Below are 24,111 nucleotides of genomic sequence, written 5' to 3'. Positions count from 1 at the left end.
CGCAAGGACAGCAGGACCTCCGAGCAGCACCCGACGAGCACGACCCACCGAGGAAGGCCACCATGACCAGCTCGCCGACCACCGACCCGTCCGCCCGCGCGTCCGCCCTGCCGGGGCTGCGGCGCCACGACCCGCACGCGATCTCCAGCCCGCAGAAGCTCATGATCCTCGTGCTGTCCATGACGCTGTTCGGCGTCGCCGACATCGTGGCCGACATGCTGCCGTCGTTCTCCGTCGGCCCCCTGGAGCTCGAGGTCGCCTACTTCGCGTTCATCCCCGTCGTGCTGGCCGCGCTGCTGAACCCGCTGTGGGTCGCGCTGGGCGTCGCCGTCGGCGAGGCCGTCATCGCGGACCTGCTGCTGGGCAGCTTCGGCGGGTTCGGCGAGCTGGAGGGGTTCCTCCAGCTGTTCGTCGGCACGTACGTCGCGGGCTGCCTGGTGAAGGACCCGCGCCGGGTGGGCCAGCTCGTCGCCGCGGCCCTCGCGCTGGTCGGCATCGACAAGATCAGCTCGGCGGCCATCGACGTCGCCAAGGTCGCCGTGGGCGTGGACCCGGACGCCCTGGACGACGCCGGCGGCACGCTCGCGGCCGTCGTGCTGTCGGAGGGTCTGGAGCTCCTCCTGGCGCTGGTCATCACGGGCGTCGTGTTCGGCGGCCTGGCCGCGGCGTGGCTGGCGCCCCGCCTCTACGGCAAGATCGAGCCGCTCATGGGGCTGCGACCGCGCGACCCGCAGGACCCGCCCCGCCTGACCGGCCCGTGGGGCGTGTCGTTCTGGTGGGTGGGTCTGCTCGGCATCCTGGTGGCCGCGCTCATGGGCGTGCTCAGCCAGTGGGAGGAGCTCGTCGGCCGCGAGGACGACGGCGTGGCCACCGTCGGGGCGTTCGACGCCGAGCTGACGGACACCTACGGGACGCAGGTCGGGTGGATCACGGCCCTCGTCGGCCTCGTCGTGGGGCTGGCGGTCGTGCTGACGATCGCCGCGGTGGTCCGCCGCCGGCGGGCCTCGTCGGCGACGGCCGCCACGGACGAGCGGGCCGCGCGATGACCGCGCCGACCACGGCCCCGCACGCCGTGCACCGTCAGGGCGACGACGTCCCCGCGATCGAGGTGCGCGGGCTGTCGTTCCGCTACCCCGGCGCAGCGCGGGACTCGCTGCGCGGGGTGGACCTGCGGATCGAGCGCGGCGACTTCGTGGCCGTGGTCGGCGGCAACGGCTCCGGCAAGACCACCCTGTGCAAGACGTTCAACGGCCTGGTGCCGCACTTCTGGAACGGTGACGTCACCGGGTCGGTGCACGTCCTGGGCCGGGACACCGCGGACGTGGACGTCGCGACGCTCGGCGCGGACGTCGGGTACGTGTTCCAGGACTTCGGCAACCAGCTCGTGCGGCCGACGGTGCGCGACGACGTCGCGTTCGGGCCGCTCAACGCGGGTCACGACGACTGGGGCGCACGCGCCGACGCCGCGCTGGCCGCCCTCGACCTGGGGCCGCTGGCGGACACGTTCACCTGGCAGCTCTCCGGCGGGCAGCAGCACCTCACCGCGCTGGCGGGCGCCCTGGCGCTGGCCCCGGCGGTGCTCGTCGTGGACGAACCCGCGGCGGAGGTCGACCCGGGCCGCGCGGCGGCGATCTACGACCACCTCGACCGCCTCAACCGGCAGGGCGTGACGGTGGTCGTCATCGAGCACCACGCCGACCTGGTCGCCCGCCACGCCCGATCGGTCGTCCTCATGGCCGACGGCGTCGTCCGCTGGCACCTGCCCACCCGGGAGGCCATGGCCCGCGCGGACGACCTCGCGGCGGCCGGCATCCCCGTCCCGGAGGTCGTGGAGCTCGCCCGCCGGCTCGTCCCGGGCACCCCGCGCCTGCCCCTCACGGTCGACGAGTGCACGACCCTCCTGTCCTCCGTCGTACCGGATCCCCTCTCCGCTGCGACATCAGCCCCTGAGCGGACCCGAGCGGACGAGTGCTCGGGACGGGCCCGGACGAGCGCAGCGGTCGGGGCGGGGTGGTCCGTGCGCGAGAGCAGAGGGAGCGCAGCGACCGATTCATTCGAGCGCACGGACCAGCGCGCCCTGACCGCGGAAGGAACCACGGGACAGGAGGCAGCGCCGGTCGCCCGCGTCCGTGGCGTCACCCACGGGTACCGGACCGTGCAGGGCCCGCGCAGCACGGTGCTGGACGGCCTGGACCTCGACCTGCACGACGGCGAACGGGTGGCCCTGGTGGGGTCGAACGGCGCGGGCAAGTCGTCGCTGCTGGGTCTGCTGGCGGGCCTGACGCTGCCCCGGTCGGGGTCGGTGGAGGTGTGCGGCCGGGACACGCGGCGCACGCCGGCGGCCCGGCTCGCGGACGACGTCTGCTACCTGGTGCAGCATCCGCAGGAGATGTTCCTGACGGACTCGGTGCGCGGTGACGTCGCGATGCACCCGGTGGGCCGGGGCGTCGCGGACGCCGAGGCGCTGGTCGCGGACGTCCTGGACCGGGTGCGGTTGACGGAGCTGGCGGACCGGGACGGCCGGCTGTTGTCGGGCGGGCAGCAGCGGCGGGCGGCGCTCGGCGTGGCGCTGGCGATGCGGCCGGGTCTGCTGCTGCTGGACGAGCCGACGTCGAGCCTGGACGTGGGCACGCGGGACGACGTGATCGCGACGCTGTCGGCGATGGCGGAGCACGTGCGCTGCACGGTGGTGGCGACGCACGACATGCACCTGGTGGCGGCGTGGGCGGACCGGGTGGTGGTGCTGGACGGGGGCCGGGTGCTGGCGGACACCGACCCGGCGTCGCTGTTCGCGCGGCCGGACGTGCTGGCGCGGGCGCGGCTGGTGCCGCCGCAGGTGAGCCAGGTGGGTCGGCGTCTGGGGCTCGATCCCGTCCCGTTGTCGGTCGACGCGCTGGTCGCGGCCGTCTCGTCCCGTCCTGCGGGGGTCCTGGCATGAGCACCGCCGGTGCGGCCGCGGACCCGCGGGGGTCCGGGCGGGAGCGCAAGGGCTTCGACCGTTCCGGGGTGGAGTGGGTGAAGCTGGAGCTGATGCGGGTCGCGTACGCGACGCGGGGCGGGTTCCTGGCCCGCCGGGACCCGCGGGCGGTGGTGGCCTGGTACGCGGTGGGCGCGCTGGCGCCGTGGTTCACGTACGACCTGCGGGTGCTGGCGGTGCTGTTCGTCGCGGCGCTGGGGAGCGCGCTGGCGGCACGGGTGGGTCCGCTGCTGCTGGGCCTGTTCGTGCTGTCGACGGTGGGTCAGGTGGGCTACCTCCTGGTGCTGGTGCTGCTCCTGGGCGGCGAGGTCGGCTCGGTGGTGGCGCTGACGCAGGCGTACCTCAAGCTGGGCACGGTGTCGCTGGTGTCGATGGCGGCGTTCGTGTCGATGGACCCGGAGAAGGTGTGCGACGCGCTGCTGGCGCTGCGGGCGCCGACGATCCTCGGGTTCGCGGTGAGCTACGGCTACCGGATGGTGCCGGTGCTGGTGGACGAGTTCGAGACGATCGTGGACGGGCACCGGCTGCGCGGCGCCCCGTCGCGGGGTGCGGGGCTGCTGGGGTGGCGGGCGGTGGCGCGGGTGGGACGCATCGCGGTGCAGGCGTTCTACCCGCTGGTCCTCAACACGGCACAACGGACCCGCACGACGGTGGAGGCCCTGGAGACGCGGGGGTTCACGGCGGCGATGCGGTCCGGCGCGGGCCGGGACCTCAGGCTCGCGCACCTGCGATGGCGGGCGGGCGACACGCTGCTGCTGGCCGTGACCGTGACGGTGGTGGTCGCGGCAGGGGCGCTCGCAACGGTGTGACGAAACCGTCCGGGTGTGTTCCAGGTCACGTCGGGGAAACATCCAGCGGTCATGCTGGCGTCCCGGGCACCGGGCGCGACGTCGCGCGGGTCCCGGGCTTCGTCGCACTGACCTGAAGGAGACCCATGAAGCTCCACCGCACCCTCGCCGGCCTCGGCGGCGCCGCCCTCGCGGCGTGCACGCTCGTCGGCACCGCCGTCGCGACACCGCCGTCCGACGGTCCCTCCTCCAGCGGCCGCGGCCCCGAGCGCGACACGGCCGCGCCGTCGGGGCGCACCTTCGCCGAGCTGGTCAAGGCCGCCAAGACCGGCCCCGCCGAGAAGACGTCGGACGGCGCGATCGACATGCCGACGTCGTACCCGTCGCAGCCGACGCTGCGCACCTACGACCCGGTGGAGGGTGACGCGACGTCGCTCAACGGCACGATCGCGCACTCCGACCTGGCCCCGGCGCTGACGGCGCTCATGGCGTCGAGCGACCGGGTGTCGACGCAGGTCGTCGGGCAGTCCACCCAGGGCCGCGACCTGTACCTCGTGACCGTGACCGCCCCGGAGTCGCGCGGCGAGACCGCGCAGCAGACCCGGTGGCGCGAGGAGATCCGCCACTCGCCCGCGAAGGCTGCCGCCGACAAGAAGCTCGCGGCGGGCTACAAGACGCCCCTGTGGATCAGCGCGAACATCCACGGCAACGAGTGGGAGGGCACGGACGCGGCGATGCAGGTCATCACCGAGCTCGCGACGTCCGACGACCCGGCCGTCACCGAGATGCTCGGCCAGCACCGCCTCTACTTCTCCCTCAGCCTCAACCCCGACGGACGCACCGTGGCGACCCGTGCCACGGCGCTCGGGTTCGACGCGAACCGCGACATGGTGACCGGCGCGACGCCCGAGTCGCGGTCGTTCGTCGCGACCGCGCAGACCCTCCAGCCGCTGTACGCCGCGGACTTCCACGGGTACACCGGGGTTCTCCAGGTGGAGCCGTGCGGTCCGCCCCACGGCGACAACTACGAGTACGACCTGTTCATCCCGCACGGCTTCGCGCTGGCCGAGCAGGTCGAGGCGGACGTGGTGGCCGCCGACATCGAGGGCAACACGTACCTCGACCGCAGCACAGGGCGGACCACGACCGAGAAGACCGGCAGCATCAAGATCCCGTACCGCGACACGCCGTCCGGCTGGGACGACTACCCGCCGATCTTCACCGCGCAGTACGCCGCGTACCACGGCGCGGTGACCAGCACCGTGGAGCTGCCGCACGGGCGGACCGGCAGCACCACCACGCCCGCGAACGCCGCGATCAACACGGAGGTCGCGCGCGTCACCATGCTGTCGATGGTCGACTACGTCGCCGACCACAGCACCGCGATGCTCGCCGACCAGATCGAGACGTTCCGGCGCGGGGTGGCCGGCGAGGCCAAGGTGCAGCTCACGGAGGCGAACGTCGACGCGGTCCCCGGCCCCGACTCGTGGAAGGAGCTGTGGGACGTCACCGACGACCAGGAGCCCGTGGTGCTGCCCCGGGCGTACGTCATCCCGGTCGGCGACGGCCAGCGGTCGTCGTCGGACGCGGAGGCGCTGGTCGACCAGCTCCTGTTCCACGGCGTCGAGGTGAGCACCCTGAGCCGCACGACCTCCGTCGGGGGCGTCACCTACCCCGCCGGGTCGTTCGTCGTGGACCTCCACCAGCCGTTGCGCGGCCTGGCGAACACGCTGCTCGCCACGGGGTCCGACATCTCCGAGAAGCTGCCGTCGATGTACGACATCTCCGCGTGGAGCCTCGCCGACCTGTGGGGCGCCACCGTCGACGCGGTCGGCACCACCACGGACGGCCCCGTGGGGGCGACGCGCCCCCTGTCCCGCGTGCCGTCCGACGGCGTGCTGCCGAAGAAGGCGAGCCACGTCGCCTTCGACCTGGCCGGCGTGGAGGACTTCCGGGCCCTCAACGCGCTGCTGGAGGACGACGCCCCCGTGTGGCTGCTGGACGACGGGCGGGCCGTCGTCGGGCCGGAGGGGCTGCCCGCCGCGGCGGACGCCGTGGTCACGTACGACATCCCGTTCACGGCCGCGACCCGCGCGGAGATCGCGGCGCTCGACGACGCCACCGAGCTCGACGACCTCACCGTGGCGTACACCGGCGGCGCGGACGACGTGCTCGCGCTGGCCCAGCTCGGGTTCGACGACCTCGTGCCGGTGAGCTCGAGCGGCGTCGACGCGGGTGCCGCGACCGCCACCACCGGGCTGGAGGACGCCGACGTGCTGTGGGTCGGCTCCACGTTCAACCCGGGTGCGGCCGGTCGTGCGTACGTCGCGCAGTGGCTGGCCGACGGCGGCGCGATCGTCGGGGAGTCCACGGCGGGCTTCTCGGCCGCCGCGACGTACGGGCTCGTCCAGGGCACGGCGGTGCGGGGCAACACGCGCGGCAACGGCATCGTGGCGGTCGACACCCCGGCGACCTCGATGTTCGCGGCGCACCCGCAGGACGCGTCGTTCATCTACCCGGCCGTGTGGTTCACGGACCTGGGGGCCGGCACCGACGTCGAGCTGTCGTACGACGCGACGGAGCCGTTCCTCGCGGGCCACTGGAACGACCTGTCCGGCCCGGGGCAGGACGCGGCGGCCGGTCAGGCGGCGGTCGTGTCGGGCGAGTCGGCGTCGGGAGCACGCGCGGTGGTGTTCGGGACGTCGCCGACGTTCCGCACGCACCCGCAGGGCGCGATGAGCCAGGTGGCCACGGCGATCTTCTGGGCGACGTCCGACTGACGGTCCCGCCCGGGGGCGGGCCGCCGCCGTGAGGGGTCACGCGAGGGCGGCCCGGACGTGAGAAGGTCCGGCACCGGAACCGGTGCCGGACCTTCTCGTCGTCCTGACGGTGTCAGCGCACGGGCAGGGCGTCCGACGCCTCCTCGGCGTCGACACGGGCGGCGCGCAGCCGGGACAGGATGACCGCCCCGAACGCGATGGCGGCCGCGACGAGCGAGATGCCGATGCGGAGCACGTGGTTGGCGTCCTCCGGCACGGACAGCATGACGACGGCGGGCGCGATGAGCAGCGACACCAGGTTCATCACCTTGATGAGCGGGTTGATCGCGGGGCCGGCGGTGTCCTTGAACGGGTCGCCGACGGTGTCGCCGATGACGGTGGCCGCGTGGGCCTCGGAGCCCTTGCCCCCGAAGGCGCCGTCCTCGACGATCTTCTTCGCGTTGTCCCAGGCGCCGCCGGAGTTGGCGAGGAAGATCGCCATGAGCACGCCGGCGCCGATCGTCCCGGCGAGGAACCCGGCGAGCGGGCCGACGCCGAGGCCGAAGCCGACGGCGATGGGCGCGAACGCGGCGAGCAGGCCGGGGGTGGCGAGCTCGCGCAGCGAGTCCTTGGTGCAGATGTCCACGACGCGGCCGTACTCGGGACGCTCCTCGTACGTCATGATCCCGGGGTGCTCGCGGAACTGGCGGCGCACCTCCATGACGATGGCACCCGCGGCGCGGGTCACGGCGTCGATGGCCAGCCCGGAGAACAGGAACACGGTGGCGGCGCCGAGGATGACGCCGACGAGCGTGACGGGCGAGATGATCTCGTAGCTGAGCATGGAGCCGACGAGCCCGGACCCGACGGTCGCGACCTCGCCCAGCGCCTTCTCCACGGCGTCGGCGTAGGAGCCGAACAGCGCGGTGGCGGCGAGCACGGCGGTCGCGATGGCGATGCCCTTGGTGATGGCCTTGGTGGTGTTCCCGACGGCGTCGAGGTCGGTGAGGATCTGCGCGCCGGCCTCGTCGACGTCCCCGGACATCTCGGCGATGCCCTGCGCGTTGTCGCTCACCGGACCGAAGGTGTCCATCGCGACGATGACGCCGACGGTGGTGAGCAGGCCGCAGCCGGCGAGCGCGACGAGGAACAGCGACAGCCAGATGGACCCGCCCGCCAGGAGGAACACCCCGCAGATGGCGGCGGCGATGATGCCGGCGGTGTACACGGCGGACTCGAACCCGACGCCGATGCCGGACAGCACGACGGTCGCGGCGCCCGTGCGGGACGTGGCCGCGACGTGCCGGGTGGGCTTGGAGTCGGTGCCGGTGAAGTAGCCGGTGATCCACAGGATGACGCCCGCCAGGACGATGCCGACGAGCACCGCCAGGGAGGCCACGACCCGCGGGTCGGAGGTGACGCCGGTCAGGTCGGCGGTGCCGCCCATCTCGCCGAACGAGGACGGCAGGTAGGCGAAGGCCGCCCCGGCGGCGAGCACGGCACCGACGACCGCCGAGACGTAGAAGCCGCGGTTGATGGCCCGCAGCCCGGACTCGTCGCCCCGCACGCGCGTGATCCCGACGCCGAGCAGGGCGACGACGGCGCCGATGGCGGTGACGATCAGCGGGAAGACGAGGCCCTGCTCCCCCATCACGGCCTTGCCGAGGATGAGCGCGGCCACCAGGGTGACGGCGTAGGACTCGAAGAGGTCGGCGGCCATGCCGGCGCAGTCGCCGACGTTGTCCCCGACGTTGTCGGCGATGGTCGCGGCGTTGCGGGGGTCGTCCTCGGGGATGCCCTGCTCGACCTTCCCGACGAGGTCGGCGCCGACGTCGGCCGCCTTGGTGAAGATGCCGCCGCCGACGCGCATGAACATGGCGAGCAGCGCGGCGCCGAAGCCGAACCCCTCGAGCACCGCGGGTGCGTCACCGCGGTAGATCAGGACCACCAGGGCCGCCCCGAACAGCCCGAGCCCGACGACGGACATCCCGACGACGCCACCGGTGCGGAACGCGATGCGCGCGCCGGTCGCGCGGCCGTCCGGCCCGGTGGCGGCGGCGGCCACGCGCACGTTGGCGCGCACCGCGAGCCACATCCCCAGGTAGCCGATGGCGGCGGAGAACGCCGCGCCGACGAGGAACGCGACCGACCGCCCGATGCGGACCCCGCCGTCCCCCGGCAGGAGGAACAGCAGGCCGAACACGACGACGGCGAACAGGGCGAGGGTGCGGAACTGGCGGCTGAGGTACGCCGACGCGCCCTCCTGCACCCCCTGGGCGATGTCCTGCATCGCGGCCGTGCCCTCGCCGAACGCGAGCACCTGGCGGCGCAGGGTCGCCGCGCACACCAGTGCCGCCAGGGCGACCACCGCGATGACGGCGACGATCGTGATGCTGTCCGCTCCGAGTGTGAGCATCCGTCCTCCTCGACGTGTGCCACGTGCACCAGGTCGTCGGTGACCGGGCGCAGCGCCTGGGGAAAGCTCCCGCCGTCGCCGTTGACGACGGGATGCCGGGGAGTCTACCCACATGTGACGCCGGTCACGAACCAAGGCGGTCGCCTGCGGCAACACCCTCCGACCTCCCTGGCCGGACCACCCCCGTGCGTACACTCGGGCCGAACGTGTCAACGACGACCCCGGAGCCCCCCGTGAACTCCCTCGTGCTCATGATCATCGGCCTGGCGATGGTGATCGCCGGCTACTTCCTCTACTCGAAGTTCCTCGGCAGCAAGGTGTACAAGCTCGACGAGAGCTTCCGCACCCCCGCTCACGAGATGAACGACGGCGTCGACTACGTGCCGACGAACAAGTTCGTCCTGTGGGGCCACCACTTCACCTCCGTGGCCGGCGCCGCGCCCATCGTCGGGCCCGCCGTCGCCGTCATCTGGGGCTGGCTCCCCGCCTTCCTCTGGGTCACCCTCGGCACCGTGTTCTTCGCGGGCATGCACGACATGGGCGCCCTGTGGGCGTCCGTGCGCAACCGCGGCCAGTCCATGGGCATGCTGTCCGGCCGGTACATCGGCGCGCGCGGCCGCAACCTGTTCCTCGTCGTGATCTTCCTGCTGCTGCTCATGGTGGTCGCCGCCTTCGCGACCGTCATCACCAACCTGCTGATCAAGACCCCGACGTCCGTCATCCCCGTGTGGGGCGCCATCCTCGTCGCGCTCGTCGTCGGCCAGATGATCTACCGCTGGAAGATCAACCTGCCCCTGACGACCGTCATCGGCGTCGTCGCCCTGTACTCCCTCATCCTGCTCGGCGACCGGTTCCCGATCGTCCTGCCGGACCCGATCCTCGGCATGTCGCCCGCGGCGTTCTGGATCACCGCGCTGTTCCTCTACGCGGGCATCGCGTCCCTGCTGCCCGTGTGGGTGCTGCTCCAGCCCCGCGACTACATCAACGGCGTCCAGCTCTTCGTCGGCCTCGCGCTGCTCTACGGCTCGGTGCTGATCGCCAGCCCGACCATCGTCGCGCCCGCGATCAACACGGCCGTCCCCGAGGGCACGCCGTCGCTCGTGCCGCTGCTGTTCGTCACCGTCGCGTGCGGCGCCATCTCCGGCTTCCACGGCATGGTGTCGTCCGGCACGTCCTCGAAGCAGCTCGACAAGGAGACCGACGGCCGGTTCGTCGGCTACTTCGGTGCCGTCGGCGAGGGCCTGCTCGCCCTCGGCGCGATCATCGCCGCCACCGCCGGGTACCAGACGCTCGCCGAATGGGAGGCCGTGTACAGCGCCTTCAACCAGGGCGGCGTGTCCGCGTTCGTCGAGGGCGGCGGCGCGATCATGAACGCCGGGCTCGGCATCCCCGCGTCGCTGTCCGCGACGATCCTCGCGACCATGGCCGTGCTGTTCGCCGCCACCACCATGGACACCGGCGTGCGCCTCCAGCGGTTCGTCGTCCAGGAGGCCGGCGAGGTGCTCGGGCTGAAGGTCAACAAGGTCGTCGCGACCCTCGTCGTGCTGGGCGTCGCCATGGCGCTGACCTTCAGCACCGGCGCGGACGGCTCGGGCGGTCTGCTCATCTGGCCGCTGTTCGGCACCACCAACCAGCTCCTCGCGTCGCTCACCCTCGCGATCGTCGCCGTCATCCTGCTGCGCAAGAAGCGCAACCCGCTGCCGGTGCTCGTCCCGCTGGTGTTCGTCATGGTGATGTCGATCTACGCGCTGATCGTGCAGCTCGGCACGTTCTGGAACGACCAGAACTGGCTGCTGCTCGGCCTCGACGTGGTCATCCTCGTCGCCTCCCTGTGGGTGGCGCTGGAGACCGCGATCGCCATGCAGGCGGCCCGCAAGGGCACGTTCGACCCGGAGACGGACGAGCCGGTCGCCGCCGGGTCCGTCGGCTCGGGCACGGCGGAGCGCTGATGCGCGGCACCCTGAGCGCCTTCTCGGCGGGCCTGCGCGAGTTCTACGAGGCGCCGTACCGGCGCACGCTCGCCCGCGCCCACCGCGACGAGGACGACCTGTTCACGCTCGTCGTCCTCGCCGAGGCGCTCGGGGTGCCGAACCCCGCCTCCTACTACACGGTCGAGATGCTGCCGCTGGTCGCGGACCGGGTGCACGAGTGGCACACGCGCCTCGGCATGGACCGCTCGCCCCTGGACCACGTGTCGTGCTGCTAGACCTCGCCGCCCGGCGGCGCGTCCTGTTCCTCGGCGGCAAGGGCGGCGTCGGCAAGACGTCGGTCGCGTCCGCCGTCGCCCTGCACCAGGCCCGCGCCGGGCGCCGGGTGCTCGTGGTGTCGACCGACCCGGCCCACAACCTCGGCCACCTGTGGGACCGCACCGTGGGCGACGACGTCGTCCGCCTGGCCGACGGCGCTGGCGGTCCCGGGTACCTCGACGGCGTCGAGGTCGACCCCGAGCGCACGACCACCGCGCACCTCGCCGCGGTGCGGGCCACCCTGCGGCGCCTCATGCCGGAGCACCTGGGCGGCGAGGTGGACCGCCACCTCGACCTCGCCCGCGACGCCCCCGGCATGCACGAGGCCGCGGTGCTGGAGCGCGTCGCGGACCTCGTCGGGCTCGGTCTCGCCGCGTACGACCTCGTCGTGTTCGACACGGCCCCCTCCGGGCACACGGCCCGCCTGCTGTCCCTGCCCGCGACGATGGGGGCCTGGACCGACGGGCTGCTGCGCCGGCGCGACCGCTCCGAACGCCTCGGCGCGGCAGCGCAGATGCTCGGCGGGCGCGCCGAGTCCGAGGCCCGCCGCGACGCCGAGATCCGGTCCGTCCTGACGCGGCGGCGGGAGCGGTTCGCCGTGCTCGCCGACGTCCTCACCGACGCCGACCGGTGCGCGTTCGTCGTCGTCCTCGCCGCCGAGCGGCTGCCCGTGCTGGAGTCCGTCGAGCTCGTCGCGCAGCTCGAAGGGCTGCGCGTGCCCGTCGGGGGTCTCGTCGTCAACAAGCGGTCCCCGCGCGACGCGGGACCGCTGCTCGCGGCCCGGCACGACGCCGAGACCGCGCACCTCGCCGTGCTGCGCGACCGGCTCGGACACCTGCCCGTCGTCGAGGTGCCGCTGCTGCCCGTCGACCTCGTCGGCGCGGAGGCCCTGACGACGCTCGGCGACCTGCTCGACGGTCGGCCCGCGTAAGGGTTATCCACACCCTGAGCGCGGCGCGTGTACGGGTGTTGTCCACCGCGGGGCGAGGCCCACAGACTCGGTCGGTCAGCATCCACCCCACGAGAGGCCGACCATGACCCGCACGACAGCACACGCCCTGCGCGACGGCGGGGCGCGGCGCCGCGTCGCCGCCGCCCTGGCCGCCTTCGCCGTGGCGGCCGCCGGCGCCCTGGCCTAGGCCACCGCCGGTCCCGCGGCCCCGGCGAGCGCCGCCACCTGCGCGCCCACCTGGTCCGCACGGGCCGTCTACACGGGCGGCGCGGCCGTCTCGTACGGCGGGCAGAACTGGACCGCCGGATGGTGGACCCAGGGCGAGACCCCCGGCACCACCGGCCAGTGGGGCGTGTGGCGCTCCGCCGGCGCCTGCGGCGGCGGCTCCACGCCGCAGCCCACCACCTCGCCCACGTCGCCCGGCACCGGGACGTTCGTCGTCAGCCGTGCGCAGTTCGACCAGATGTTCCCCAGCCGGAACGCGTTCTACACGTACGACGGCCTGGTCGCGGCGCTGTCCGCCTACCCGGACTTCGCGTCGGCGGGCGGCCCCGAGATCGCGAAGCGGGAGGCTGCCGCGTTCCTCGCGAACGTCAACCACGAGACGGGCGGCCTGCGGTACGTCAAGGAGATCAACACCGCGAACTACCCGCACTACTGCGACGCGTCCCAGCCGTACGGCTGCCCGGCCGGGCAGTCCGCCTACTACGGCAAGGGCCCGATCCAGCTCTCCTGGAACTACAACTACAAGGCGGCCGGTGACGCCCTCGGCATCGACCTGCTCAACAACCCGTACCTGGTGGAGACCGACCCGGCCGTCGCGTGGAAGACCGGCCTGTGGTTCTGGAACACCCAGTCGGGTGCGGGCACGATGTCGGGCCACCAGGCCATCGTGAGCGGGGCCGGGTTCGGCGAGTCGATCCGGTCCATCAACGGCTCGCTGGAGTGCAACGGCGGCAACCCCGCCCAGGTGCAGAGCCGCATCGACGCGTTCCAGCGGTTCGTGCAGATCCTCGGCACCACCCCGGGCAACAACCTGGGCTGCTGAGCGGTCCGCAGCGCGCGGGGTCGTCGGCGGGAGGTCCGCCGGCGGCCCCTCGTGCGTGCCGTGGGAGGATGCCAGGCATGGTCGCCGCAGCCAACAGCACGCACGTCCCCGACGCCGCCCGCGCCCACGCCGAGGACCTCGGCGCGTTCGTGACCGCGTCCCCGTCCTCCTACCACGCTGCCGCGGAGGTGGCCCGCCGCGCGCAGGCCGCCGGGTACGCGCCGCTCGACGAGACCGCCGCGTGGGACGTCGAGCCCGGCGGACGGTACGTCGTCGTGCGGGACGGGTCCGCGATCGCGTTCGTCGTCCCGGCGCAGGCGGGCCCCACGACGCCGTTCACGGTGCTCGGCACCCACACGGACTCCCCCGGCTTCAAGCTCAAGCCGCGCCCGACGACGGGCCGCGAGGGCTGGTGGCAGGCCGGGGTCGAGGTCTACGGCGGCCCGCTGCTCAACTCCTGGCTCGACCGGGAGCTGGAGCTCGCCGGGCGCCTCGTGCTCCGCGACGGCTCCGAGCACCTGGTGCGGACCGGCCCGTTCGCCCGCATCCCGCAGCTCGCGATCCACCTCGACCGCGCCGTGAACGACGGCCTGACGCTCGACAAGCAGCGGCACACGCAGCCCGTGTTCGGGCTGGGCGACCTCGCGGACGCCGACGTGCTGGCCGAGCTCGCCGCGCGCGTCGAGACGGCCCAGGGCGTCGTGGACGCGGCCGACGTGGCCGGCTACGACGTCGTCGTCGCGGACACGCAGCCGCCGCGCGCGTTCGGTGCGGGCGGGTCCCTGTGGGCGTCGGGACGCCTCGACAACCTGCTGTCCACGCACGCGGCGCTCGTCGCGCTGCTGGGGGCCGACCCCGCCGACCTGACGTCCGTGGCGGTGCTCGCCGCGTTCGACCACGAGGAGATCGGGTCCGAGTCCCGCTCGGGCGCCGCCGGGCCGTTCCTCGCGGACGTCCTCGGCCGCGTGTCGCGCGCCCTCGGCGCGGGCGGCGAGGACCGCCGTCGCGCGTTCGCCGCGTCGGTGTGCGTCAGCTCCGACGTCGGGCACGCCGTGCACCCCAACTACCCGGAGCGCCACGACCCCGCGAACCACCCCGTCGCCGGCGGCGGGCCGATCCTCAAGATCAACGCGAACCAGCGGTACGCCACCGACGCGCACGGCGCCGCCCGCTGGCAGGCGGCCTGCGCCGCGGCGGACGTCCCCACCCAGGAGTTCGTCTCCAACAACGCGATCCCCTGCGGGTCCACCATCGGCCCCATCACCGCGACGCGGCTCGGGATCCGCGTCGTCGACGTCGGCGTGCCCATCCTGTCGATGCACTCCGCGCGCGAGCTCACCGCCGTCGTCGACCCCTGGTACCTGTCGCGTGCCATGGCCGCGGTGCTGGCGGGCTGACCTGCAAAGACGCCCGGCGACCCCGCGAGGGGTCGCCGGGCGCCGTGCCTCAGCGGGCGTCCGCGCGGAACGTCCGGGTCAGCGCAGGCCGAGCTTGCTGGTGCAGTGGGGCCACTGACCCCACCCGGCGCGGGCCTGGAGGATCTGCGCGCGCTTGGTCTGCTCGGCGGCGCCGTGGCGGTGCGGCAGGCCGCTGCCGCCCACCGCGCGCCAGGTGGAGGCCGTGAACTGGTACATGCCGTAGTAGCCGTTGCCGGTGTTGATGCCGGGGCGGCCGCCGGACTCGCAGTTCGCGAGCTGGCCCCACACGTCGCGCGTGGTCAGCCGGCTGGAGGAGATCCAGCCGGTCTTCCCGCCGGGCAGCTTGACCTTGACGCGGTTGGTGTCGCGGCCGGTGGTGCGGGCGGTGCGCTTGAGCTCGGTGCCGAGCGCGGCGGTGGCCACCGTGCGGGAGGAGCCGTTGATCTTCTTGGTGACCTTGACGCGACCGGTGGTGTAGCGGGTGCCGGCGACGTCGGTCAGCGGCGTGGTGGTGACGACGGCCTTGCGGATCCAGCCGGTCCTGCCGCTGGGGAGGCGGACCTTGAGCTGGTTGACGGCGCGGTCGACGACGACGAGGCGGGTGCCGTCGCTCGGCCGGGCGATCGTGCGGCTGCTGCGGTCGCGCTTCGCGACGACGCGGGCGCGGTCCTTCTTCACCCAGCGGACGGTGGTGCGGGTGGTCGCCGGGAGCGTGGCGGCGGTGGTCGTGGTGGCGGTCGGGGCCTGGGCCACGGGGGCGGCGGAGGCCGGGGCGACGGTCAGGGGGACGAGCGCGGCAGCCGTCACGGTGGCGAGGGCAGCGGCGACCCGGGGGGCGCGGAGTCGGGGCATGCCGTCCAGGGAACGATGATCACGGCTTGATAACGAAGCCGATCGGCATGAATTTACAACATCTTCATTTTCGCTCGACAGGTCGCACATCATATTGTGTGCATTCACGTTTCAATCGCCCCGGTACGTCCATTCATGCCTTTCTGCGATATTTACTGGCAAAAAGCTCCCGAAGGCCCACACGCCCCCGAAAGCCGCGAAGCGCACCGGCACGCCACGGTGCGAGACTGTGGCCGTGCCCGCCGCCCCGCCCCCCGACGCCCAGCACCCGCTGCTCGACGTCCTCACCGCGCACGGCACCCGCTCCGACCGCCTCACCCACGCCCGCACCCTGCCCGGCCGCACCGGCACCCACGCCGACTGGCCCGCCTGGGCCGACCCCGACGTCGTCGCCGGATACCGCACCCTCGGCGTCGAGAAGCCCTGGCGCCACCAGGTCGAGGCCGCCGACGCCGCCTGGCACGGCCGGCACGTCGCCCTCGCCACCTCCACCGGGTCCGGCAAGTCTCTCGCGTTCTGGCTCCCCGCCCTGTCCGCCGTGCGCGCCGACCGCGCCGCCGCCCTCGACGCCCCCGGCCGCGTCGACGCCGTCGTGCGCCGCAGCACCGCCCTCTACCTCGCCCCCACCAAGGCGCTCGCCGCCGACCAGCTCGGCGCGCTGACCCGCCTGCTCGACGCCGCCGGCACCCGCGACGTGCGCGTCACCACCTGCGACGGGGACACCCCGTCCGAGGAACGTCGCTGGGCCGTCGACCACGCCGACGTCGTCCTGACCAACCCCGACTTCCTGCACTTCGCGCTCCTGCCCACCCACCGCCGCTGGGCCCGGCTCCTGCGCGGGCTCCGGTACGTCGTCGTCGACGAGGGCCACGCCTACCGCGGCGTGTTCGGCGCCCACGTGTCCCTCGTGCTGCGCCGGCTCGCCCGGCTCGTGGAGCACCACGGCGGGCGGGCGCCCACCGTCGTCGTCGCCAGCGCCACCACCGCCGAGCCCGCCGCCACCACCGCCCGCCTCGTGGGCGTCCCGCCCGACCAGGTCACCGCCGTCACCACCGACACCTCCCCCGCCGGGCGCCGCACCGTCGTCCTGTGGCGCCCCCCGGAGATCGCCGGCTACTCCTTCGACGACGACCCGCCCGCGGACGACCCCGCCGCGCTGCCCGACCCGCTGGACCGCGGCGCCCACGAGGCCGACGCCGTCCTCACGCCCGACGGCGCCGCCGAGCACCCGCGCCGCTCCGCCACCGCCGAGGCCGCGGACCTCCTCGCCGACCTCACCGCGCACGGCGCCCGCACCCTCGCGTTCACGAGGTCCCGGCGCGGCGCCGAGACCGTCGCGCAGGCCACCCGCGACCACCTCCGGCACGTGTCCGGCGACCTCGCAGCCCGCGTCGCCGCCTACCGCGGCGGCTACCTGCCCGAGGAGCGTCGCGAGCTCGAGGAGGCGCTGCGCACCGGCGAGATCCTCGGCCTCGCCACGACGAACGCCCTCGAGCTCGGCGTCGACGTGTCCGGGCTCGACGCCGTGCTCGTCGCCGGCTGGCCCGGCACGCGCGCGTCCCTGTGGCAGCAGGCGGGCCGCGCCGGACGCGCGGGCGCGGACGGGCTCGTCGCGTTCGTCGCGCGCGAGGACCCCCTGGACACCTACCTCGTCACCCACCCGGAGGCCGTGTTCGACGCCCCGCTGGAGGCGTCCGTCTTCGACCCCGCCAACCCGTACGTGCTCGCCCCGCAGCTCTGCGCCGCCGCGCAGGAGCTGCCGCTGCGCACCGAGGCGCTCGAGCGGTTCGGGGACCCGGCGCGCGTGCGGGAGATCCTCGACGTCCTCGTCGCCCGCGGCCTGCTGCGCCGCCGGCCGTCGGGCTGGTACTGGACGCACGCCCAGCCCGCCGCCGCGATGGCCGACCTGCGCGGTTCCGGCGGCCAGCCGGTACGCGTCGTGGAGTCCGCGACGGGCCGCCTGCTCGGCACGGTCGACGCCGCGTCCGCCGACGGGCAGGTGCACGACGGCGCCGTGTACGTCCACCAGGGCGTGACGTTCGTCGTGGAGCACCTCGACCTCGCCGACCGGGTGGCGCTCGTCGTGCGCCGTGACGTCGACCACGGCACGTGGTCGCGCGAGGTGATGGAGATCGCGATCGCCGAGCCCGGCGACGACGTGCACCCCGCGCCCGAGGGGTCGGCGCCCGCGCGGTCCCGCACGTGGGGGCCGGTCACGTGGGGCCTGGGGCCCGTCGAGGTGACGAGCCAGGTGGTGAGCTTCCAGCGGCGCCGCGTCCCCGACATGCAGGTGCTCGGCACCGAGGCGCTCGACCTCCCGCAGCGCACCCTCGGCACGCAGGCGGTGTGGTGGTCGGTGCCGACGCACGTGCTGCGTGCCGCCGGCGTGGACGACGACGCCGTGCCCGGCGCCCTGCACGCGGCCGAGCACGCCGCCATCGGCATGCTGCCGCTGCTCGCGACGTGCGACCGGTGGGACCTCGGCGGGGTGTCGACCGCCCTGCACCCGGACACCGGCGAGGCCACCGTGTTCGTCTACGACGCCTACCCGGGCGGCGCCGGGTTCGCCGAGCGGGGGTACGAGCTCGGCGACCGGTGGCTGCGCGCCGTCCACGACGCCGTCGCCGCCTGCCCCTGCACCGACGGGTGCCCGGCCTGCGTGCAGTCCCCCAAGTGCGGCAGCGAGAACTCCCCGCTCGACAAGGCGGCGGCGCTGCGGGTCCTGGAGGCCGTGCTGGCGCACGCCCCCGGCGGACCTACGATCGTGGGGTGACCACAGACACCGATCTCGCGACGCTGCGGGAGACCCGCGAGGCGAACCGCGTCGCGCCCGCCAACGCCCGTTCCTGGCTGCTGCTCAACGCGCTGCGCGCCGACCAGTTCGACGCCGCCCAGCTCAGCCGCGCCGACCAGGTCGTCCTCGACTGCGAGGACGCCGTGGACGACTCCCGCAAGGCCGAGGCCCGCGGGCTCGTCCTCGACTGGTTCGCCGGCGGCGGGCAGGCGTGGGTGCGCATCAACGAGCGCTCCTCGGACGCGTGGGAGGACGACATGGCCGCCCTGCGCGACGCGCCGGGCCTGCGCGGCGTCGTCCTGGCGAAGGTCGAGAGCGCCGACCAGGTGGTCGACACCGTGCAGCGGCTCGGCGGGCAGGTGCCGGTGGTCGCGCTGGTCGAGTCCGCGCTGGGCATCGAGGACGCCGTGTCGATCGCGCGGGCGCCGGGTGTGTTCCGCCTCGCGTTCGGGTCCGGCGACTACCGCCGCGACACCGGTGCCGCGAACGAGCCCCTCGCGATGGCGTACCCGCGCTCCCGCCTCGTCACCGCGAGCCGCATCGGCGGCCTGCCCGGTCCCATCGACGGCCCCACCGTCGGGTCGAGCCACCCGCTGCTGCGCGAGCAGTCCGGCGACGCCGTCGCCCTCGGCATGACCGGGCGCCTCTGCCTGGACCTCGAGCAGCCGGCGGTCGTCAACGAGTGCCTGTCCCCCGCGCCCGCGGACGTCGTGTGGGCGATGGACTTCCTCGCGGAGTTCGAGGCGTCCGGGTCGATCATCCGCGACGGCTCGGACAAGCCGCGCCTGGCGCGCGCCCGCCTCATCTCCGAGCGCGCGCGGCTGTTCCGCATCACACCGTCCTGAGCCGGGACGGCGGCCCGGCGCGCACCTCCGCACGGGGGCGCGCCGGGCGCCCACCGGCAGGGGAACGCGCGGACGACGGTCGGTGAACGTCCGGCCAATTCTTTGCCTCCTCTTTTCACGGGTGTCCGATTGGCGGTATTTTGCGGCGGCCCCTCCCCTTCGGAGGGCCTCCCCGCAACCGAAGGACGTTCACGATGTGGTACCTGCCTGAGCTGTTCGAGATCGACCCCACCTACGCGACGTACACCGTCGCGCTGGTGGTGTCCGGTCTGCTGTCGATCGTCGCGTCGGCCGTGACCGGCGCGCTGTCCGCGGGACGGCGGCTCCTCGGCGTCCTCCTGGGCGTGGCGATGCTCGGGTACGGGGCCTACCTCTACCTCTTCCTCCCGGCGGAGTACTGGATCGCCTGGTACGTGTTCGCGCTGCCCGTGCTCGTGGTCGTGAACGCGGTCCGCGCGGTGCTCGCGGCGCGGCGCGGCGAGGGCGCGACCGAGGACGCGTCCCTCGAGCCCGCGGCGTCCGCCGGTGGCGCGACCTTCACCGACCCCGTGACGCGCGCCGCCGACCCGACGGACGGGATCACCCCGCCGACCCGCTGACGACGTCCGGGTCGGGGCCCGCGCGGGCTCGCGCGACGGCGCCCTGACCGGCGCCGGGCAGGGCGGGTCCGCGCACCGGCACGACGACCGTCACGGTGACGGTCCCGCCCGGGCCGGGCAGGCAGTCGGCCTGTTCCCCGCCGTTGCGCCGCGTGACCGCGGACGCCGTCGTGCACGCGTCCAGACCGCTGCGGGCCGCCGTCGCGGCGGCGAGGGCCGCGAGGTCGGCGGCGGACTGCGCCCGGGCGCGGGCGTGCTGGGCGGCTCCGAGCGCCGCCAGCCCGAGGAAGCACAGCAGCACGACGGCGACGACGCCGAGCAGGAGCACGGTGCCCGCGCCCCGCTCGGCGCCGTGGTGCCGGGCCACGCCCCTCACGGCTCCACCCAGGCGACGGCCTCGGCGTCGGCGGTGAGCGGCAGCCCGGCGAGCCAGCCACCGGCCAGGGGCCGGGTGACGACGACCCGCACCCACTCCCCCTCGTCGACGACCTGCGTGGTGGCGTCCGCGCCGCCGACCCGGGCGACGGCGGCCCGGACCGCGGCGTCGTCCTCGCCGACGGCGACGAGGCGTGCCCCGGCCCGCGCCGCGTCCGCCGCGCGCAGCTGCGCGGCGGACGCGGCGACGAGCGTCAGGACGGCGACCAGGAGCAGCACGACGACGGGCGTCCCGACGGCGAGCTCGGCCGTGACGGACCCGCGTTCCCGGTCGCGACGGCTCATACGGACAGGGCCGACGTGATGATGCTCTCCAGCAGGCCGCGCACGGTGTCGCTCTTGAGCACGAGGATGAGCAGCCCGGCGAACCCGACGGCGGCGATCGTGGCGATGGCGTACTCGGCGGTGGCGAGCCCGGACTCGGGGTCGAGCGGCACGCGGTCCGGCGCGGCGGCGTCCGGCGCGGGCGGCTCGGGCACGACGACGTCCGCGCCGGGGACGTCCGCACCGTGCGAGGCGGGGTGCGGGTCCAGGCGAGCGGCGGTGATGGTGTGCATGGTTCCTCCGGAGGGTGTCGGGCCGTGGCCCGGGTGGCGGTGCGGCCGGACGGCCGCACCGGTGGCGCCCCGTGGGGCGACGGCGGTCAGCCGGACAGCAGGTCCAGGCCGAGGGACAGCAGCACGGGCGTGAGCCCGAGCAGGACGAAGGCCGGCAGGTAGCAGGCGCCCAGGGGCAGCACGAGCCGGACGCCCAGCCGGGCGGCCGCGGCCCGGACGGCGGCGCGCCGTTCCTGGCGGACGTCGTCGGCGGCGGCGCGCAGCGCCTCGCCGGGGGCGGCGCCCTCCTGCCAGGCCTGCCGCAGGGCGTCGCGCACCGGGTGCAGACGGTCGGGGCAGCCGCTGCCCGCCCAGGCGGCGTCCCACGACGCGCCGAGCCGCAGCCCGGCGGCGACGACGCTCAGCACCCGGCCGTCGGGGCCGCCGACGGCGTGCCCGGTCGCCTCCAGCGCGCGAGCCAGCCCGGCACCGGCCCGCACGGCGGCGGCGACGAGCTCGAGCTGGACGGTGACGTCCACAGGGCTCCCGTCCGCGTCCGGGCCGGCCGCGGCGGGGGGCGGCGCGGCGAGGCGGACGGTCCGCACCGTGGTCCGGTGCGCGGGCCACCACCAGGGGGCGAGCCCGGCCAGGGCGGTCAGGCCCACGACGACGGTCAGCGCCGGCGGGTTCACGACACCCCTCCCACGCCGGGGACGCGGCCCGGGTTCATGCGGTACCCCCGGCGCGCCGGGCGACGTCGACGAGCCGCCGCGACCACCAGCGTCCCGCCGCGAGCGCCACGGCCCCGGTCACGACGGCGGCCGTCCCGGCGCCGCCGTCGGTGGCGGTGCGCCACGGGTCGGCGCCGAGCGCGGTCCCGAGCGCCAGCCCGAGGACGGGCAGCCACAGCAGCACGCGGGCGGTGGCCTGCGGTCCGGCGAACGCCGCCGCCCGGTCGGCCTCGGCCTCCGCCTCGGCGGCGAGGGCCGTGCCCACGGCCTCCAGCACCCGGGCGGGCGGTGCGCCGACGTCGCGGGCGAGCCGGGCGGCGGCGACGACGGCGGCAGCCGGTGCGGCCCCGCCGAGGACGTCGGCGAGCGCCGCGCGGTCGGGGACCCCGTCGGGTCCGGCCGGGACCCCGGCGACGCGGGTCCACGCCGCGCCCGGCGGGGTGCCGGCCCGCAGGGACGCCACGACCTGTGCCACGACCACCCGGACGCGGACCACGTCCGTGGCGCCGCGCCGTCGCCACGGGCTCGCCGGGCGTCCGGTCGCCCGTCCGGCCCGGGCGGGCGCTCGCCCACCGCGACGGGTGACGCACCACAGCGCGAGCGCCGTCCAGACCCCGACCCAGGCGGTCATCGGGCCCACCGGTCCTGCAGGCGGTCCCAGCCGGGCGCGGTGCGGGGCTCGGCCCCCGGGGTGCCGTCCCAGTCCGCGGCCACCTCGACCGTGAGGCCGGTCGCCGACGCGGCGCCCACGGTGGCGACCTGGGCGACGAACCGGCGCCCGCGGTGCCGGCGCAGGTGCAGCACCACGTCGAGCGCCGCGGCGGCCTGGGCGGCGACGGCCTCGCGGGGCATGCCGGCGAGCGCGCCGAGGGCCTCCAGCCGCGCGGGGACGTGCTCGGCGGCGTTGGCGTGCAGGGTCGCCATGCCGCCGTCGTGCCCGGTGTTGAGGGCGAGCAGGAGCTCGCGCACCTCCGCGCCGCGGCACTCCCCGACGACGATCCGGTCGGGACGCATCCGCAGCGCGCCCCGGACGAGGTCGCTCAGGGTGACCTCGCCGACGCCCTCGACGTTGGGGCGCCGCGCGGTGAGCGGCACGACGTGCGGGTGCACGGGGGCGAGCTCGCGCGCCTCCTCCACCGTGAGGACGCGTTCGTCGGTGGGTACGAGCCCGACGAGGGCCGCGAGCAGGGTGGTCTTGCCGGTGCCGGTGCCGCCCGTGACGAGCACGTTGGCCCGCCGGTGCACGAGACCCGTGAGCAGCGGGAGCCAGGGCGTGGGCACGCCACCGCCCGCGACCAGGGCGGGCAGGTCGAGCACCGCCTGACGCAGGACGCGCAGCGCGATGACCGCCCCGGCGGGCGCGACGGGCTCGACCGCGGCGTGCAGGCGCGTCCCGTCGGGGAGGCGGGCGTCCACGACGGGGCTGGCGTCGTCGAGACGCTGGCCGGCCAGGGCGGCCATGCGGGCGGCGAGGGCCCGGAGCTCGCCCGGGCCGCCGAGGTCGACGTCGACCCGGCGCAGGCCGGCGCCCTGGTCCACCCAGACCTCGCCGGGTCCGTTGACGAGCACGTCCGTGACGCCCGGGACCTCGAGCAGCGCCTGGAGCGGTCCGGCGCCGGTCAGCTCCGCGCGCGCCGCGCGGGTGAGGTCGGCGATCGCCTCGGTGCCGAGCACGCGCCCGCTGGCGCGCAGCGCCGTGGCGAGCGCCCGGTCGTCGGGCAGGCCGCCGGCGGCGGAGAGCCGGGAGCGGACGCCGTCGAGCAGGCCGGGGTCGAGGCCGTTCATGCGACGCCTCCCGCGGCCGGCCAGGCGTCGGCGGCATGCCCGGGACCGCCGGCCCGCCCGGCGCGGCCGATCCGTCCGGCCGGGCGCACGCCCGCGGCCCGTTCGGCGGGCACGACCGGGACGACGGTGCGGTCGACGAGGCCCGCGAGGGTCGTCACGGCACGGTGCAGCCGTCCCCGGCGGGCGGGCACCGGGCCGGCGCCGTGCTCGACGGCCGTCGCGACCCCGGCGTCCCAGCGCACGACGACGTCGACCGGCCGGCCGAGCACCTGCCCCAGCGCGCCGGGGTCGACGCGGCCGGGGGCCGGTCCACGGGCGACGACCAGCGGGCTGCGCGCCCCGGCCGCGGCGAGGAGCGTCGTCACGGCGGCGGCCCCGGCGGCGCCGGGCACGGTGAGCGGCACGACGAGGACGACGTCGTCGGCGGCGGCGAGCAGCGAGCGGGTCGCGGGCGTCCAGGCGGGCGGGCGGGGCACGTCGAGGACGAGGCGCTGGCCGGCGCGGAGCAGCGCCGTCGTGGTGTCGAGGACGACGTCGTCGGCGGGCGGCCGCGGGTCGTGGCGGCTGGCGGACAGCACGGGGACCGCTCCCCAGCGGGGCAGGGTGGCGAGCAGAGCGGCGCCGTCGACGGTGCCGCGCGCGCCGTCGAGGTCGGTCCAGCGGGAGCCGCGCTCGTCCTCCGTGCCCAGGAGGACCTCGACGCCGGCGCCGGGCACGTCGAGGTCGACGAGGGTGGTGCCGGGTCCGTGACGCCGCCAGGCGCGGGCGAGCGCGGCGGCGAGCACGCTGGCGCCCGCACCGCCGCAGGCTCCCACGACCGCCACGAGCCGGGCGGGGCGGGGCGGGCCGTCGGGGGCGGCGGACGGGAGGTCGGGCGGTGCGGTCATGGCGACACCGTGGACGACCCGGCCGGTCCGCCGAGCCGCCGTC

Annotated in this window: 21 protein-coding genes and 1 pseudogene; 13 read left to right on the top strand and 9 right to left on the bottom strand. The window is 75.3% G+C overall.

Going from position 1 to position 24,111, the window contains the following annotated elements:
• The first annotated feature begins 62 nt into the window (after window positions 1–62).
• The 4 genes from ATJ88_RS02755 to ATJ88_RS02740 all read left to right on the top strand — a co-directional run bounded on the left by ATJ88_RS02755 (window position 63) and on the right by ATJ88_RS02740 (window position 6,545).
• The gene (locus tag ATJ88_RS02755; RefSeq protein ID WP_098462507.1) at window positions 63–1,046 is read left to right on the top strand and encodes a DUF8171 family membrane protein; all 984 of its coding nucleotides are present in this window, start codon (window positions 63–65) and stop codon (window positions 1,044–1,046) included.
• On the top strand, window positions 1,043–2,938 hold the full coding sequence (locus ATJ88_RS02750) for an ABC transporter ATP-binding protein (protein ID WP_098462506.1): 1,896 nt from the start codon (window positions 1,043–1,045) through the stop codon (window positions 2,936–2,938). The genes ATJ88_RS02755 and ATJ88_RS02750 overlap by 4 nt, the downstream gene beginning before the upstream one ends.
• Entirely contained in the window at window positions 2,935–3,786 is an 852-nt protein-coding gene (locus ATJ88_RS02745; protein WP_098462505.1) for an energy-coupling factor transporter transmembrane component T family protein, read from the top strand. The genes ATJ88_RS02750 and ATJ88_RS02745 overlap by 4 nt, the downstream gene beginning before the upstream one ends.
• A gap of 125 nt (window positions 3,787–3,911) precedes the next feature.
• A complete protein-coding gene (locus ATJ88_RS02740; RefSeq protein ID WP_098462504.1) occupies window positions 3,912–6,545 on the top strand; it encodes a M14 family zinc carboxypeptidase in 2,634 nt (877 codons plus the stop codon).
• Between the two features lie 112 nt (window positions 6,546–6,657).
• Here the strand turns inward: ATJ88_RS02740 and ATJ88_RS02735 are convergent, their stop codons facing one another.
• The gene (locus ATJ88_RS02735; RefSeq protein WP_098462503.1) at window positions 6,658–8,940 is read right to left on the bottom strand and encodes a sodium-translocating pyrophosphatase; all 2,283 of its coding nucleotides are present in this window, start codon (window positions 8,938–8,940) and stop codon (window positions 6,658–6,660) included.
• Window positions 8,941–9,173: 233 nt separating this feature from the next.
• Here ATJ88_RS02735 and ATJ88_RS02730 point away from each other — a divergent pair, with 233 nt between their 5' ends.
• The 6 genes and pseudogenes from ATJ88_RS02730 (at window position 9,174) to ATJ88_RS02710 (ending at window position 14,583) form a co-directional block, all read left to right on the top strand.
• Entirely contained in the window at window positions 9,174–10,889 is a 1,716-nt protein-coding gene (locus tag ATJ88_RS02730; RefSeq protein ID WP_098462502.1) for a carbon starvation CstA family protein, read from the top strand.
• Window positions 10,889–11,146, top strand: coding sequence for a cory-CC-star protein (locus tag ATJ88_RS02725; protein ID WP_098462501.1), 258 nt, complete (start codon window positions 10,889–10,891; stop codon window positions 11,144–11,146). Before ATJ88_RS02730 ends, ATJ88_RS02725 begins: the two co-directional genes overlap by 1 nt.
• On the top strand, window positions 11,137–12,117 hold the full coding sequence (locus ATJ88_RS02720) for an ArsA family ATPase (protein ID WP_098462500.1): 981 nt from the start codon (window positions 11,137–11,139) through the stop codon (window positions 12,115–12,117). The genes ATJ88_RS02725 and ATJ88_RS02720 overlap by 10 nt, the downstream gene beginning before the upstream one ends.
• A 268-nt stretch (window positions 12,118–12,385) precedes the next feature.
• Window positions 12,386–12,484 (top strand): annotated as a pseudogene (locus tag ATJ88_RS19100) (carbohydrate-binding protein); the annotation flags it as partial.
• 6 nt (window positions 12,485–12,490) lie between these two features.
• On the top strand, window positions 12,491–13,186 hold the full coding sequence (locus tag ATJ88_RS02715; RefSeq protein ID WP_211287449.1) for a chitinase: 696 nt from the start codon (window positions 12,491–12,493) through the stop codon (window positions 13,184–13,186).
• A gap of 68 nt (window positions 13,187–13,254) precedes the next feature.
• Window positions 13,255–14,583 carry a M18 family aminopeptidase gene (locus ATJ88_RS02710; RefSeq protein ID WP_425432648.1) on the top strand — a complete coding sequence of 443 codons (1,329 nt, stop codon included), beginning with the start codon at window positions 13,255–13,257 and terminating at the stop codon, window positions 14,581–14,583.
• A 78-nt stretch (window positions 14,584–14,661) separates the two neighbouring features.
• On the opposite strand, the gene ATJ88_RS18975 is transcribed toward ATJ88_RS02710, so the two are convergent.
• Window positions 14,662–15,456 (bottom strand): transglycosylase family protein, encoded by a 795-nt coding sequence (locus ATJ88_RS18975; RefSeq protein ID WP_211287448.1) that lies wholly within the window; start codon window positions 15,454–15,456, stop codon window positions 14,662–14,664.
• Window positions 15,457–15,691: 235 nt separating this feature from the next.
• Here ATJ88_RS18975 and ATJ88_RS02700 point away from each other — a divergent pair, with 235 nt between their 5' ends.
• From ATJ88_RS02700 to ATJ88_RS02690, 3 genes are all read left to right on the top strand, one after another.
• The gene (locus ATJ88_RS02700) at window positions 15,692–18,229 is read left to right on the top strand and encodes a DEAD/DEAH box helicase (protein WP_098465073.1); all 2,538 of its coding nucleotides are present in this window, start codon (window positions 15,692–15,694) and stop codon (window positions 18,227–18,229) included.
• Window positions 18,226–19,095 (top strand): HpcH/HpaI aldolase/citrate lyase family protein, encoded by an 870-nt coding sequence (locus tag ATJ88_RS02695; RefSeq protein WP_098462497.1) that lies wholly within the window; start codon window positions 18,226–18,228, stop codon window positions 19,093–19,095. The genes ATJ88_RS02700 and ATJ88_RS02695 overlap by 4 nt, the downstream gene beginning before the upstream one ends.
• A 194-nt stretch (window positions 19,096–19,289) precedes the next feature.
• Entirely contained in the window at window positions 19,290–19,694 is a 405-nt protein-coding gene (locus ATJ88_RS02690; RefSeq protein ID WP_098462496.1) for a hypothetical protein, read from the top strand.
• Here ATJ88_RS02690 and ATJ88_RS02685 read toward each other — a convergent pair.
• From ATJ88_RS02685 to ATJ88_RS02655, 7 genes are all read right to left on the bottom strand, one after another.
• The gene (locus ATJ88_RS02685) at window positions 19,675–20,070 is read right to left on the bottom strand and encodes an Rv3654c family TadE-like protein (protein ID WP_245852082.1); all 396 of its coding nucleotides are present in this window, start codon (window positions 20,068–20,070) and stop codon (window positions 19,675–19,677) included. The genes ATJ88_RS02690 and ATJ88_RS02685 overlap by 20 nt on opposite strands.
• Entirely contained in the window at window positions 20,067–20,414 is a 348-nt protein-coding gene (locus ATJ88_RS02680; RefSeq protein WP_098462494.1) for a TadE family type IV pilus minor pilin, read from the bottom strand. The genes ATJ88_RS02685 and ATJ88_RS02680 overlap by 4 nt, the downstream gene beginning before the upstream one ends.
• Window positions 20,411–20,686 (bottom strand): DUF4244 domain-containing protein, encoded by a 276-nt coding sequence (locus tag ATJ88_RS02675; protein WP_098462493.1) that lies wholly within the window; start codon window positions 20,684–20,686, stop codon window positions 20,411–20,413. Before ATJ88_RS02675 ends, ATJ88_RS02680 begins: the two co-directional genes overlap by 4 nt.
• Before the next feature lie 86 nt (window positions 20,687–20,772).
• Entirely contained in the window at window positions 20,773–21,357 is a 585-nt protein-coding gene (locus ATJ88_RS02670) for a type II secretion system F family protein (RefSeq protein ID WP_245852080.1), read from the bottom strand.
• 34 nt (window positions 21,358–21,391) lie between these two features.
• On the bottom strand, window positions 21,392–22,027 hold the full coding sequence (locus ATJ88_RS02665; protein WP_245852079.1) for a hypothetical protein: 636 nt from the start codon (window positions 22,025–22,027) through the stop codon (window positions 21,392–21,394).
• Window positions 22,024–23,181, bottom strand: a complete 1,158-nt coding sequence (locus tag ATJ88_RS02660; protein WP_098462492.1) for a TadA family conjugal transfer-associated ATPase — start codon at window positions 23,179–23,181, stop codon at window positions 22,024–22,026. Before ATJ88_RS02660 ends, ATJ88_RS02665 begins: the two co-directional genes overlap by 4 nt.
• Window positions 23,178–24,068, bottom strand: a complete 891-nt coding sequence (locus ATJ88_RS02655) for a CpaE-like family protein (RefSeq protein WP_211287447.1) — start codon at window positions 24,066–24,068, stop codon at window positions 23,178–23,180. Before ATJ88_RS02655 ends, ATJ88_RS02660 begins: the two co-directional genes overlap by 4 nt.
• Window positions 24,069–24,111 lie beyond the last annotated feature (43 nt).

It is taken from the genome of Isoptericola jiangsuensis, assembly GCF_002563715.1.
Lineage (GTDB): Bacteria > Actinomycetota > Actinomycetes > Actinomycetales > Cellulomonadaceae > Isoptericola > Isoptericola jiangsuensis.
The sequence above is the reverse complement of the archived record's forward strand: the minus strand, read 5'-3'. Positions and strand labels throughout refer to the sequence as shown.